14 protein-coding genes are annotated in these 12,909 nt (G+C 73.8%); 7 read left to right on the top strand and 7 right to left on the bottom strand.

Translation table 11 applies throughout. From position 1 onward, the window contains the following. Nucleotides 1-225: 225 nt before the first annotated feature. The 4 genes from ACIQ9G_RS29305 to ACIQ9G_RS29290 all read left to right on the top strand — a co-directional run bounded on the left by ACIQ9G_RS29305 (nucleotide 226) and on the right by ACIQ9G_RS29290 (nucleotide 2,672). Nucleotides 226-600, top strand: a complete 375-nt coding sequence (locus ACIQ9G_RS29305) for a hypothetical protein (protein ID WP_392191432.1) — start codon at nucleotides 226-228, stop codon at nucleotides 598-600. A 199-nt stretch (nucleotides 601-799) separates the two neighbouring features. Then, the gene (locus tag ACIQ9G_RS29300) at nucleotides 800-1,165 is read left to right on the top strand and encodes an ArsR/SmtB family transcription factor (protein WP_392191431.1); all 366 of its coding nucleotides are present in this window, start codon (nucleotides 800-802) and stop codon (nucleotides 1,163-1,165) included. A 153-nt stretch (nucleotides 1,166-1,318) separates the two neighbouring features. Further along, nucleotides 1,319-1,906, top strand: coding sequence for an RNA polymerase sigma factor (locus ACIQ9G_RS29295; RefSeq protein ID WP_403615878.1), 588 nt, complete (start codon nucleotides 1,319-1,321; stop codon nucleotides 1,904-1,906). Then, nucleotides 1,896-2,672, top strand: a complete 777-nt coding sequence (locus tag ACIQ9G_RS29290) for a hypothetical protein (protein ID WP_403615391.1) — start codon at nucleotides 1,896-1,898, stop codon at nucleotides 2,670-2,672. Before ACIQ9G_RS29295 ends, ACIQ9G_RS29290 begins: the two co-directional genes overlap by 11 nt. Nucleotides 2,673-2,753: 81 nt before the next feature. On the opposite strand, the gene ACIQ9G_RS29285 is transcribed toward ACIQ9G_RS29290, so the two are convergent. From ACIQ9G_RS29285 to ACIQ9G_RS29275, 3 genes are all read right to left on the bottom strand, one after another. After that, a complete protein-coding gene (locus tag ACIQ9G_RS29285) occupies nucleotides 2,754-3,752 on the bottom strand; it encodes a serine/threonine-protein kinase (RefSeq protein WP_403615388.1) in 999 nt (332 codons plus the stop codon). Then, nucleotides 3,749-5,611 carry an ABC transporter ATP-binding protein gene (locus tag ACIQ9G_RS29280; RefSeq protein WP_403615386.1) on the bottom strand — a complete coding sequence of 621 codons (1,863 nt, stop codon included), beginning with the start codon at nucleotides 5,609-5,611 and terminating at the stop codon, nucleotides 3,749-3,751. The genes ACIQ9G_RS29285 and ACIQ9G_RS29280 overlap by 4 nt, the downstream gene beginning before the upstream one ends. 67 nt (nucleotides 5,612-5,678) lie before the next feature. Beyond that, on the bottom strand, nucleotides 5,679-5,837 hold the full coding sequence (locus ACIQ9G_RS29275; RefSeq protein WP_403615384.1) for a hypothetical protein: 159 nt from the start codon (nucleotides 5,835-5,837) through the stop codon (nucleotides 5,679-5,681). Between the two features lie 193 nt (nucleotides 5,838-6,030). Between ACIQ9G_RS29275 and ACIQ9G_RS29270 the strand changes: the two genes are divergently transcribed. Further along, entirely contained in the window at nucleotides 6,031-6,510 is a 480-nt protein-coding gene (locus tag ACIQ9G_RS29270; protein ID WP_403615381.1) for a copper-binding protein, read from the top strand. Between the two features lie 99 nt (nucleotides 6,511-6,609). Here the strand turns inward: ACIQ9G_RS29270 and ACIQ9G_RS29265 are convergent, their stop codons facing one another. Next, nucleotides 6,610-7,041, bottom strand: a complete 432-nt coding sequence (locus ACIQ9G_RS29265) for a hypothetical protein (RefSeq protein ID WP_403615378.1) — start codon at nucleotides 7,039-7,041, stop codon at nucleotides 6,610-6,612. Between the two features lie 482 nt (nucleotides 7,042-7,523). Here ACIQ9G_RS29265 and ACIQ9G_RS29260 point away from each other — a divergent pair, with 482 nt between their 5' ends. Next, nucleotides 7,524-8,729 (top strand): globin domain-containing protein, encoded by a 1,206-nt coding sequence (locus ACIQ9G_RS29260; protein ID WP_403615376.1) that lies wholly within the window; start codon nucleotides 7,524-7,526, stop codon nucleotides 8,727-8,729. Between the two features lie 16 nt (nucleotides 8,730-8,745). On the opposite strand, the gene pgm is transcribed toward ACIQ9G_RS29260, so the two are convergent. Continuing rightward, a complete protein-coding gene (pgm, locus tag ACIQ9G_RS29255) occupies nucleotides 8,746-10,386 on the bottom strand; it encodes a phosphoglucomutase (alpha-D-glucose-1,6-bisphosphate-dependent) (protein ID WP_403615374.1) in 1,641 nt (546 codons plus the stop codon). A 392-nt stretch (nucleotides 10,387-10,778) separates the two neighbouring features. On the opposite strand from pgm, the gene ACIQ9G_RS29250 reads away from it, so the two are divergent. Continuing rightward, nucleotides 10,779-11,405 carry a hypothetical protein gene (locus tag ACIQ9G_RS29250; RefSeq protein ID WP_403615372.1) on the top strand — a complete coding sequence of 209 codons (627 nt, stop codon included), beginning with the start codon at nucleotides 10,779-10,781 and terminating at the stop codon, nucleotides 11,403-11,405. Between the two features lie 30 nt (nucleotides 11,406-11,435). On the opposite strand, the gene ACIQ9G_RS29245 is transcribed toward ACIQ9G_RS29250, so the two are convergent. After that, a complete protein-coding gene (locus tag ACIQ9G_RS29245) occupies nucleotides 11,436-11,825 on the bottom strand; it encodes a TraR/DksA family transcriptional regulator (protein WP_403615369.1) in 390 nt (129 codons plus the stop codon). Nucleotides 11,826-11,958: 133 nt separating this feature from the next. Then, nucleotides 11,959-12,894 carry a LysR family transcriptional regulator gene (locus tag ACIQ9G_RS29240; protein ID WP_403615367.1) on the bottom strand — a complete coding sequence of 312 codons (936 nt, stop codon included), beginning with the start codon at nucleotides 12,892-12,894 and terminating at the stop codon, nucleotides 11,959-11,961. Nucleotides 12,895-12,909: the final 15 nt, after the last annotated feature.

Here is a 12,909-nt window from a genome sequence, read left to right as displayed (position 1 = left end):
CACAGCACGGCGGAAGGCGGCGGGGCCCGGCACACCTGCGTGACAACACCTGCGCCAGGGCACGCCAGTTCCGGTCGGCAGCCTCTCGAATACCGACACGTTCCGATCATCGGGCGTCACTCCTGGAGACCCTCCCCTGGCGCCGCCGTCATATGCCTACGGTGCGATCACCGGGTGGGGCGGCGATCGCCGGCCCGCCGCAGCAGACGATCAAGGGGAGGCGCCATGGCGAGTGTGGAAGTGTCGCTGAAGGAGATGATGGCCGGGGTCGAGGGTTCGCTGGGGGCGGCCGTGGTCGACTACACCAGTGGAATGGCCCTGGGAACGCTGGGCGGGGGCAAGGATCTCGATCTGACGATCGCGGCGGCCGGGAACACGGACGTCATCCGCGCCAAGGTGCGCACCATGGAGCAGTTGGGGCTCAAGAGCCAGATCGAGGACGTGCTGATCACGCTGGGCAGCCAGTACCACCTCATCCGGCTGGTCACCGGCCGGAACGGCAACGGGCTGTTCCTCTACCTCGTGCTCGACAAGGACCGCTCCAACCTGGCGATGGCCCGTCACCAGCTCAAGCGCGTGGAGGAACAGCTCGAGGTCTAGACCGTCCGACGTCCCGGGCCGACGTGCGCCCATGATGTGAAAACTTCTTCAAGTCAGCACATCAGCAAGATCCCAATACGTGGATGCACGCGGCCCCGGACGACCAGGATCGGCTGTCACAGGGCACATCCGGCGGCGGCGCCCTCGGGGCGCCGCCGCTTCTTGAGACCATCCCCGACGCGGCTGGGAGCGAGCACTCATGCAGGTCCCCCTCTATCAGGCCAAGGCGGAGTTCTTCCGCATGCTCGGACACCCGGTGCGCATCAGGGTCCTGGAGCTGCTGCAGCACGGGCCCGTGCCGGTGCGGGACCTGCTCGCCGACATCGAGATCGAGCCGTCCAGCCTGTCGCAGCAGCTGGCCGTGCTGCGGCGCTCCGGCATCGTGGTGTCCATCCGGGAGGGGTCCACCGTCCGCTACGCGCTCGCCGGCGGCGACGTCGCGGAACTGCTGCGTGCCGCCCGCCGCATCCTCACCGAGCTGCTGGCCGGGCGGAACGAGCTTCTGGCCGAGCTCCGGCAGACCGACGCGCCCCCGTCCCCCATGTCCACCAGCGGCCGGGGCTAGGCCGACTGCGGCTACCGCCCGCGCGGGCACGCTCGTCCTGCGCCGCCCCGGGCCGCCCGGTGAGCGCGGCGTCCGGGAACGGCGGCATGATGGAGGGGAAAGGGGTCGAATCCCTGGTCAATCCCCCGGCAGGGACGAACCGTACCTATGGATATGCAGAGGTTCCGGTTCCCCGTGGGCCGTCTCCCGGACGAGGCTCTGCTGTCCGGGCTGGCCACCGGTGACCCGGAGCTCGCCGTCACCTTCGTACGGCGATTCCAGCACACGGTCTTCGGGGTCGCCATCGCCGTGACCGGCGATCCGCAGCTCGCCGAGGACATCGCACAGCAGACCTTCGAGCGGGCCTGGCGGCACGCGCAGATCTACGATCCGCGCCGCGGCTCGGTGACGACCTGGCTGACGACCATCGCCCGCAATCTCGCCATCGACGCGGTCCGCGCGCGGCGGCCGGAGCCGGTGGCGCCGGAGGACCTCGACGCGATCCTCGGCGTGATCAGTGAGACGCCGGAGCAGCACGCGCTGGCCGACGAGGCGTCGACCCGGGTGCGGGCCGCGGTGGCCCAGCTGCCGCGCGAGCAGGGCCGTGCACTGGTGATGGCGGGCATCTACGGCATGACGGCACGGGAGATCGCCGCGTGGGAGGCGATCCCGCTGGGCACCGCGAAAACGCGCATCAGGACGGCGATGGGGAAGCTGCGGACCACGCTCGCGTCTCCGAAGCGAGGCGACCATGACCAGTGACGTGACCTGCGAGCAGCTGCGGGAGATCGGCGCCGAGTTGGCTCTCGGAGTGCTGCCCGGCCTTGAGCGGTCCGGGGCGGTCGCCCATCTGGACCGGTGCGCGGAGTGTCGCGAGTACGTCGAGCAGCTCACCTTCGTGGGCGACCGGCTGATCGGGCTGCTGCCGGGCAGTGAGCCGCCGGTCGGCTTCGAGGCCCGGGTGGCGCAGGCGCTGACGAGTGAATCGTCGACGCACGAGGGACGCCGGACGGGCCACGGCTTCGGCCTCCGGCGCAGGAGCCCGGGCGGTCGGACACGGGTGCGGTGGGCCGCCGCCGCGGCCGCCTTCGCGCTGGCCTTCGGGTTCGGCGGCTGGGCGGTCGGCACGGCGATCGAGGGCATGGTGGCGGGACCGGCCGGGCCCGCGGAGCAGCAGACCGGCCTGGTACAGGCCCAGCTGGTCTCCGCGCACGCCGTCGGCCGGCCGACCGGAGAGGTCTACCTGCACCCCGGCTCGCCGAGCTGGATCTACATGTACGTCGACCTCGCCGACGCGGGCACGCCGTACACCGGCCGGGTCGACTGCCTCCTGGAGCGCGGCGACGGGGGCACGGTCCGCGCCGGCAGCTTCGCCCTGCGCCAGGGGTACGGCTACTGGGGCGGCCCCTCCCCCGTCGCCTCCTCGGCGCTGTCCAAGGTCCGGCTGGCGTCGTCCGACGGCACCGTCCTCGCGACCGCCCGTTTCCCCTCGTCCGACGGAACGCCGAACGTGTCGAGCCGGGCGTAGCGCCTGCCCGGCGGGGCAGAGGGGGCGCGGCGGCTGCCCGGCGAGGGTGTCGGGGGCGTACGGGCGCGCACGTACGGCCGGTCACATTCCGGGAGCGCCGACGGGATCCCGGTCGGGGGAAGCGCCGGGTGTCCGCGCCGGGAGCGCCGTCCCGAGCGTCGCGGCCAGGGCCTCGGCCAGGCCGGGAATCGTGGGGCGGGCGGACGGCTCCTCGCGCAGGCACGCGTCGACGGCCGCGGCGAGGGCGGAGGGCAGACGGCGGCGTGTCGTGATCGGCGGGGCGCTCGCCTCCAACTGCGGGTACCACTCGTCCGCCTCCGGTCGCGGACACCGCTCGTCCGGGTCCGCCGCGCCGTGGTCGCCGTCCTCCCCGGGGGTGCCCGTTCCGTAGGTGCCGTAAGTGCCGTAAGTGCCGTCGGCGGTCTCGCCGTAGTCGAACGGCAGCTCGCCCCCGGCGACCTCGTAGAGCGTGATGCCGATGCCCCACACGTCCGCGGCGGCCGACAGCGTTCCGCCGCGCGCCTGTTCCGGCGACAGGTAGCGGTACGTGCCCACGCCGGGCGGGGCGGGCCCGGGCGCCCGGGCCACGCTCAGGTCGAGCACCTTCGCGTGGCCGCGGTCGACCACGACGTTGGACGGCTTGAGGTCCAGGTGCAGCAGTCGCTTCCCGTGCAGGTAGTGCGCGGCGGAGCACAACTGGACACCGAGGAGGGCCACGTCGGCGGCGGCCGGCCGGCGCCGCAGCCGGTGGATCAGGTGGGACAGCGTCTCCCCGGTCAGCGTCTCCAGCACCACCAGCGGCTCGGGCGCGTCGAAGGTCTCGTAGGCGCGCACCAGATGGGGATGGGTGAACCCCCGCAGCCAGCGGCCCTCGCGCAGCAGCCGCGCGCGCAGCGGCGCCTCGTCCAGGCGGTCCGGCCGCACCACCTTGACCACGCAGCGGCAGGCCCGCTCCTCGCTCCAGGCGTCGTACACGTCCAGCCATCCGGTGCGGGCCAGGTGGCCCAGGATCGCGTAGCCGGGGGCGGGGCGGGCGCCCGGGGCCAGGGCGGGTGGCGGTTCGGTCCGCGGGCCGGTCATGACAGCACCTTCCCCGGCGGCGTGACGCCCGCCCGTGCGGGACCGTGCACGCTGTTGAGCCGGTGGAGCCGGGCGTACGCGCCCGCGCGCAGCAGCAGTTCGTCGTGCGTCCCGCACTCGACGACGCGGCCGTGGTCGAGCACCACGATCCGGTCGGCGTCGCGGACGGTGAGCAGGTTGTGCGAGATGACGATGGTGGTCCGCCCGGCCATGAGGCGGCGCAGCGGCTCCATGATCCGCAGGCCGGACTCGGCGTCGAGGCCGGTGGTCGGTTCGTCCAGCAGCAGGACGGGGGCGTCCCGGATCATCGCGCGGGCGATCGCCAGCCGCTGGCGCTGGCCTCCGGACAGTGTCCGGCCGCGCTGGCCGACCAGGGTGTCGTAGCCCTCCGGCAGCCGCTCGACGAACGCGTCCGCGTCCGCCGCGCGTGCCGCCGCGGCGATCTGCGCCTGGGTCGCTCCGGGCCGGCCGTAGGCGATGTTCTCCCGCACGGTGCCGTGCAGGACGAGGGTCTCCTGCAGGACGACCGCCACGTTCTCCCGTACGTCGGACAGTGCCAGGCCGCGTAGATCGGCCCCGTCCAGGCGGACCGCGCCCAGGTCGGGGTCGTAGAAGCGCAGCAGCAGTTTCGCGGCCGTGGACTTGCCCGCGCCGCTGGCGCCGACCAGGGCCAGAGTCTCGCCGGGGGCGACGTGGAACGACACCTCCGACAGCGCCGGGTGGGGCCGGCCGGGGTAGCGGAAGGACACGCCGTCGAAGGCGACCTCGCCTCGGGCCCGGCCGATCCGCCGGGCGCCGGCGGTCTCGGCGACCTGGGGGCGCTGGTCCAGCAGTTCGGCGATCCGTTCCGCGGAGGCGGAGGCCGCGTAGAAGCTGGTGCCGAGGCGGGTCAGGTCCCGGATCGGGCTGTAGAGCTTGCCGATCAGCGCCAGGAACACCAGCAGCCCGCCGAGGGTGAGTTGGCCCTCCGCCAGCTTCCAGGTGCCGAGGCCCATGACGGCGAGGGCGCCGGAGACCTCGACCACCTCGACGAGCGATCCGTAGACGGCACGGATGCGGGTGGACGCCATCGCGGCGTGGAACTTGCCGAGGTTCTCACGCTCGAAGCGGCGCTCCTCCCAGTCCTGCCGGTTGTACGCCTGGACCAGGGTGACGTTGCCGAGCGACTCCTCGGCGACCGCGCTGAGGGCGCCGCTACGGCGCCTGCGCTCGCGCGAGGCCTCCTTGATCAGCCGGGAGAAGTGCCGGGCGGCGGACCAGAACAGCGGCACGACGAGGAGCGCGAGGAGGGTGAGGTCCCAGCGGAGGTAGAAGAGCAGGCCCAGGAAGACGCCCAGCCGGACCACGTGGTAGAGCCCGTCCGCCACGCCCGACAGCAGGAACGTCTCGACGGCGTCCACGTCGCCCGTGACACGCGACAGCACGTCCCCGAGCCGGCGCCGCTCGAAGAAGCCGAGGGAGAGACCCTGGACGTGCCGGAACACGTCGGAGCGCAGATCCAGCAGGAAGCGTTCGCTCACCCAGGCGGAGGTCACGTCGTCGGCGAACCCCAGCAGGCCGGAGCCGACGACCAGGCCCAGGTAGGCCGGCGCGATCCAGAAGAAGGGCCGCAGGTCCCGCGGGACGAGCACCTCGTCCACCACGGTCTTGAACAGCCACAGTTCGGCCGCGTCGATGAGGGGACCGGCCAGGCTGAACAGCACCAGAGGGACGAGCCAGCTCCGGCGCCCGCGGGTGTAGGTCCAGAACCGCCCGAACACCTCGCGCGGCGACAACGGCGGCGCGGCCGCGACCACGGCATCGCCGTCCCCGCGCACCGACAGCGGATGCCGCAGGCCGTGCCGCGGGCCACGCTCCATGGCGGACGTCCCTCATGGCTCGGCGGCGGGGCGGACCGGTCCCCCGGTCAACCGGTCCGCCTGGCCCTCAGTAGTGGTCGTAGAACTCGTGGTTCCCGTCGCCGTGGTGGTGACGGCGGCGGTGGTGACGGCGCCTCCCGGTCGAGGTGTCGTCGTGGTGCCTGGAGGTCCTTTCGTCGTCGTGATCACGGTGTCTGGCAGGGAAGAGATCGCTGAAGATCGCCATCGTGTGCCTCCTGGAACATCTCTCGTATTCACATACGGCGCACGGCGCCGATCGGATGGCGTTTCACGGGAGAAGGGAGGAATCCCCGGTCGGCTCTCGGCCGTACAGCGTGCAGAGCGCTTCCGTACGGAGCGCACGCGGCGTGTCCCCGGACCTGGAGCGGGCGGGCCGCGGGAGGCGAGGAGGTCGGGCCATGGCAGGACGGTTGAGCCGCGGCGGTACGGCGGCCGGGGCGGGCGCGGTGGCCCTGGGCGCGGTGCTGGCGGCGTGCGGGGGCCCGGGAGCGGGCGGCGTCGGCGCGGGGCCGGCTCCGGCCCCGGCGGGCGGCGGAGCGGCGGCGGGCACGACGGTGACGGTGCGGATGACCGAGTACCGGCTGGCCTTGTCGACGACGGCGTTCAGGCCCGGTGCCTACACCTTCGTGGCCGAGAACGACGGGCACACCCTGCACTCCCTGGAGATCGAGGGCGGGGGCGGCGACGCCCACCTGGCGCACGGGGTCGAGCCCGGCCGGTCGGCGCGGCTCACGATCACCCTCAAGGACGGCTCCTACGAGCTGTACTGCCCGGTGGACGGGCACAAGGGCCTCGGCATGAAGACGGAGATCACCGTCGGGGGCGGCGGCGTCGCCCAGGGCGCCCTGTCCCGCGCAGGCCGAGAGGCCGGCCGGTGACGACCGGCCGGCCTCTGCGCGCCCTGCCTCTTCGGCCCCTGTGGCCCGCACGGGCCTTCGCGGTGTGCGACGGACCGGGTGGACCCCCCGTCCCGGACGTCAGATCCGCCCACCGGTGAGCCGGGTGATGGGACCGTGCACGCGGCGCCCCGCACGGTGGCCCACCGCGTAGGTCGCGGCGCCGAAGGCGGCCACACCGGCACCGACGCCCGCGGCGATCAGCTTGCGCTGGGCGATCACCGTCCAGGCCGTCTTCGCGGTGGCCGCGACCTGACCGGAGGTGGCGATGACCACCTGACGGCCCTTCTCGACGCCCTGGGCCGCGCTCTGCACGGCGCCGTTGGCCACCTCGGCCGCCCGTCCCGCGCCGTTCTTGGCGGCTGACGCGACGTCACCCGCCTTCCCCGCGGCGCTGTTCGCGGCCCGCGAGGCCGGGGCGGTCGCCTTGTCGGCGGTCTGCCGGGCCTTGGCCGCGGTCCGCTTGGCGCCGGTCTTCTCGTTGGTTCCGCTGTTCGGTTCACTCATGGACATCGCGTTGCCCTTCACCGCGTCCGCAAACACCCTTCACGCCCATGAGTTGGCGGCGAGCCCGGCGGACGGCGCGTGCCACGGGGAACGGTCACTCCCCGGGCGCCGTCCCGGCGGGCCGGGTGGGCGCGGGCGGCAGCTGCTGCTCGGCCCGGATCGTCCTGCCCGTGGGGGTGTACCGGGTGCCCCATCGCCGGGCGACCTGGGCGACCAGGAACAGTCCCCGTCCGCCCGGACGGCGTACACACAGGTCGCGCCGATCACCGTGGGGCCGTCCTGCCCCACGTGTCTCCGCACCGCTCGCCGCGGAGCTCCACGACCCGCCCGGTCCCCGCACCGGCCCGATGGGCCCCACCCGGGGGGATGTTCGGCCCTATGGCACGTGCCGCTGCCGACGGGACGATCGTCGGGCTCGTCGGCCCCAGCACTCGTCCCGTGGCGGTGCGGGCGCCGTCCCGCACCCGCCCGCACCACGAAGGAGTGTCATGCTTTCGCCCGAGTCGGCCGACGTCATCCGCGCCACCCTGCCCGCCGTCGGCGGCGCCCTGGACGAGATCACCACGCGGTTCTACGGCACCATGTTCGCCGATCAGCCCCAGCTGCTGGACGGCCTGTTCAACCGGGGCAACCAGGCCAGCGGAGAGCAGCGCAAGGCGCTGGCCGGGTCCATCGCGTACTTCGCCCAGGCGCTGCTGGCCGATCCCGACGCACGGCCGGACGCGCTGCTGGCGCGGATCGCGCACAAGCACGCCGCGCTCGGGGTGACCGAGGACCAGTACACGATCGTCCACAAGTACCTGTTCCGGGCCATCGGGGACGTGCTGGGCGAGGCGGTCACGCCGGAGGTGGCGGCCGCGTGGGACGAGGTGTACTGGCTGATGGCCGGAGCTCTCATCGCCCAGGAGGCCCGTCTCTACCAGGAGGCGGGCGTCGATCCCCGCAGCCCGTGGCGCCAGTGGACGGTGGTGGAGCGGCGGGAGGAGACCCCCGACACGGCCTCGTTCCTCCTGCGCCCCGCCGACGACGCGCCGCTGCCGCCGGCCCGTGCCGGGCAGTACGTCAGTGTCCGGGTGGCCATGCCCGACGGTGTCCGCCAGACCCGCCAGTACAGCCTGTCCAACGCCCCCGGCGACCGGTTGCGCCGCATCACCGTGAAGCGGGTCGCGGGCGTGGCGGACGCGCCGGAGGGCGAGGTGTCGAGCCGGCTGCACCGCACGGTCCGGGCAGGGGACGAACTCACCTTGTCGGCGCCGTTCGGCGACGTGGTCCTCACCGACTCCGACCGCCCGCTCCTGCTCGTCTCGGCGGGCATCGGCTGCACCCCGATGGTCGGCATGCTGGAGCAGCTCGCGGCGACCGGCTCCGCCCGGCCGGTCCGCTTCCTGCACGCCGACCGCTCCCCCGCCGACCACGCGCTGCGCGCGGAGACGCGCCGCCTCGTCGGCGAACTCCCGGACGCCGCCGCGTGGTTCTGGTACGAGCAGGACGCCGCCGACGAGCCGGGCGCCCGTGACGGACTGATGGACGTCGCCGGCCTGGACCTGCCCGCCGACGCCGATGTCTACCTCTGCGGTTCACTGCCGTTCATGCGCGCCGTGCGCACCCAGCTGCTGCACGCCGGCGTCCCCGCCCGGCGCGTCCGCTACGAGGTGTTCGGCCCCGACCTGTGGCTGGCCCACGGCGAGGGCTGACACCGGCGCCGGGCGGTCAGCCGCCCAGGGCCGTCATGACCACCGCCCTGGCCTCCTCCTGCACCCGGGCGAGGTGGTCGGGTCCGCGGAAGGACTCGGCGTAGATCTTGTAGACGTCCTCAGTGCCCGAGGGGCGGGCGGCGAACCAGGCGTCGGCGGTGGTCACCTTGATGCCGCCGATGGGGGCGCCGTTGCCCGGCGCCTCGGTGAGCACGGCGGTGACCTCGTCCCCGGCCAGTTCCGTGGCGGTGACCTGCGCGGGAGAGAGCCTGCCGAGCAGGGCCTTCTCCTCGCGGGTGGCCGGGGCGTCGATACGGGCGTAGGCGGGGTCGCCGAAGCGCGCGGTGAGGTCGGCGTAGTGCTCCGACGGTGTCCTGCCGGTGACGGCCGTGATCTCGGAGGCGAGCAGGGCCAGCAGGATGCCGTCCTTGTCGGTCGTCCACACCGACCCGTCCCGGCGCAGGAAGGAGGCGCCGGCCGACTCCTCACCGCCGAAGCCGATGGTGCCGCCGGCCAGTCCGTCCACGAACCACTTGAATCCCACCGGGACCTCGACCAGTTCGCGGCCGAGGTCGGCGGCGACGCGGTCGATCATGCCGGACGACACCAGGGTCTTGCCGATGCCCGCGCCGGCGGGCCACTGCCCGCGGTGCGTGTAGAGGTAGGAGATGGCGACGGCCAGGTAGTGGTTGGGGTTCATCAGGCCCGCGTCGGGCGTCACGATGCCGTGCCGGTCGGCGTCGGCGTCGTTGCCCGTGGCGATGCGGAAGCGGTCGCGCTGCCCGATGAGCGAGGCCATCGCGTACGGCGACGAGCAGTCCATGCGGATCTGGCCGTCCCAGTCCAGGGTCATGAACCGCCAGGTCGGGTCGGTGTGCGGGTTCACCACCGTCAGGTCGATGCCGTGCTGCTCGGCGATGCGGCCCCAGTAGGCGACGGACGCCCCGCCCAGCGGGTCGGCGCCGATGCGCACGCCGGCCGCCCGGATCGCGTCGAGGTCCAGCACGCCGGGCAGGTCGGCGACGTAGGTGCCGAGGAAGTCGTACCGCTCGGTCGTGGCGGCGGCGAGCGCGCTCGCGTAGGGAACGCGCCGCACCTCCTTCAGGCCCCCCTCGATGATCTTGTTGGCGCGGTCCTGGATCCAGGAGGTCGCCTCGGAGGGCGCCGGCCCACCGCTCGGCGGGTTGTACTTGAAGCCGCCGTCGGCGGGCGGGTTGTGCGAGGGGGTCACCACGACCCCGTCCGCGAGACCGGTGGTGCGGCCACGGTTGTGGGTGAGGATGGCGTGGGAGACCGCCGGGGTGGGGGTGTAGCCGTCCTCGCCGTCGATCAGCACCGTGACGCCGTTGGCCGCGAGGACCTCCAGGGCGGTGGCCTTCGCCGGCTCGGACAGGGCGTGGCTGTCGGCGCCCAGGAAGAGGGGGCCGTCGACGCCCTGACCTGCGCGGTACTCACAGATGGCCTGGCTGGTGGCGGCGATGTGGTCCTCGTTGAACGCGCTCGCCAACGAGGACCCGCGGTGCCCGGACGTCCCGAACGCCACCCGCTGTCCCGGGTCGGCCGGGTCGGGGTGCAGGGTGTAGTACGCGGTGACCAGCCGGGCGACGTCCACCAGGTCCTCGGGTCCGGCCGGTTCGCCCGCTCGCTCGTGCGGCATGGGTCCGTTCCTCCGCTCGGTCGATCCTTCGCTCGCCGTGTCATTTTTCCTCCTCACCACGGCTGTATGCGAGTGGGCCGTGCGGGACGCGTCACCCCGGGAGGGAGCCGGCCGGGCGCTTGGCCGGCCGGCTCCCTCCGCGCGGCCGGGGACAGCGCCCCCGGCCGGCGCGGAGAACCCCGGTTCTTCCCGGTACTACGCGCAGCCCGCCGGGACGGCCCGGGACGCGTCGTCGATCAGCGTCCTGGGCCGCCTTCGGGCGCCGCACATCCGGCCGCCGCCCCCATCCCCTCGTTCGTTTTCCGTTTGACCCGGATGCCCGGGCCGGATCGCGCCCCGGGGACGCCCGCTCGATGATGGGCGCAGGTGCTCCCGGATCAGAGGATGTCGCGATGCCCCGCTCCTTCCGTCCGCGCGGTCGCGGGCCGATCCCCCGGCCGGCCGTGGCCGTCCTGCTCTGCGTCGTGGCGTGGGGGGTGCTGGCCGGATGCGGCGGCGGCTCGGGCACCGGGACCCCGGCCCGCTCGACGCCGGCCTCCCCGGACACCGCCTCGTTCTCGGGCACGCCGCCGTCGGCGCTGGCCTCGTCCGCCGCGTCCGCCGCCGCCTCCGCGCGGGCCTCGGCCTCGGCCGCCGCCTCGTCGGCGTCGGCCCGCGCCTCGGAGTTCGAGGCGTCGGTGTCGGCGGACACCGTCCGGGCGGCGGCGACGGCGCAGCGGCAGCTCAAGAACGTGCCGGGCCGCGGCAACGCGCTCTCCGAGGTGTCCATGCAGGGGCTGCCGAAGGAGCGCACGGGCGGCGTGCTCGCCGTGCTGGTCACCATCACCAACAAGACCGGCCACAAGGCGTCGTACGCCGTGCAGGTCGATTTCAAGGACCCGTCCGGCCATGTCGTCGAGACCCGTTTCGTCGGCGCGGAGAACCTCGAGCCCGGGCGGAAGGAGCAGCCCATCGCGTTCAGCCGCGCACCGGCCGAGCCCAGGCTGACCGCCTACCTGGCCAAGGCCCAGCGCTACTGAGCCTCCGTCCCGCCGGAGTCCGGACCCCCGTCAGCGGGGTGCCGCGGCGGCACAGCGCACGCAGGTGGTCGCCGCCGGGCGGACTTCGAGCCGCGCGGCGGGGATCGGCTCGCCGCACCCGGCACACCGCCCGTACTCGCCCCGGTCCAGGCGCTCCAGGGCGCGGTCCAGTTCGGTCAGGTGCTCACGGCTCTGCGCCAGCAGGGCGGCGACATGCGCTCGCTCGAAGGCGGTGCTCGCCCCCTCCGGGTCGTGCTCGTCGTCGATCGCCACGAGTGCGTTCGCCTCGACGATCCCGTCGAACTCCCGGCTCAGCGCGGCGATCCGGGCGAGCGTGTCGACGCGTTCGGCCGCCAGCAGCTCCCGCGCCGGTTCCCGGTCGGGCGCGGAGTGCGGGCCGCCAGGGGATGAATCCGTCATGTCGGTGGAAACGTTCGCGCCCGGGCCGGAATTCCGCGCCCGCCGCGGCCCGGGCTCCGGGGTAGGTGGTCCCGGTCCGGGGCGCGCGAGCCGATCCGGGAGCGCGAGGCGGTGCGCGGCCGCGGGTCCGCGGCTACTGGGCGGCGTACGGCGGCAGTTGGGCCGGGCTGACCCGCTCGCCCAGGACCTCGGCCATGAACTGGACCAGCCACCGCTGCGAGGGGGTGCGCGAGGACTCGTGCCGGGCGTAGAGGGCGACCTCGATCGGTTCGGTCTCGAACGGCAGCCGCACCAGGCGGAGGCGGTGGGAGGCGGTGAAGACCTCGCCGACGAACTCGGGGACGATGGCGATCAGGTCCGTCTGCTCCAGCAGGTAGGGGAGCAGGGAGAAGCGGGTCGCGTCCAGCGCCACGCGGTCCAGGAGCCCGTGCGCGGCCAGCACGGCACGCGGCACCACGTGCCCGCTGGGGCCGAAGACGGTGGCGTGGTGCTCGGCCGCCAGCTCCGCCAGCGTGACCGCCTCGCCCCGCACGCGCGGGTGGTCGGCGGCGACCATGCCCACGTAGCGCTCGTTGAAGAGCGGGATCCGCACGGTCCGGTGGGAGGTCAGCACCGGGGTGGCCACGAACGCGTCGAGATCCCCGCGGCGCAGTTGCTGCTCGGCGTCGTCCACGTCGAGGGGACGGACCGTGAACGACACCCGCGGCGCGCGCTCGCGGGCCGCGGCCAGCAGGCGCGGCAGCAGGGTCGCCTCCCCCAGGTCGGACAGGGCGAGGGTGAAGCGGCCCGGCATGACGGCGGGGTCGAAGTCGTCGGCCTGGCGGAAGGCCCCGTCGATGTCCGCCAGGGCACGCTGCAGCGGCTCGTACAGCCGGCGGGCCCCGGCGGTCGGGGTCAGCCCGTGGCCGCTGCGCCGGAACAGCTCGTCGTCGAAGTGCCGCCGCAGCTTGGCCAGGCTGTAGCTGACGGTGGGCTGGGTGACGTGCAGCGTCTCGGCGGTGGCGGTGACGCTTCCGGTCTCGTAGAGCAGCACGAAGACACGCGCGAGATTGAGGTCGAAGTTCCTCATATAGACGGAGTCTAT

It is taken from the genome of Streptomyces sp. NPDC096152 (genome assembly GCF_044763235.1).
Classification (GTDB): Bacteria; Actinomycetota; Actinomycetes; order Streptomycetales; family Streptomycetaceae; genus Streptomyces.
This window is presented reverse-complemented; position numbering and strand designations above follow the sequence as displayed.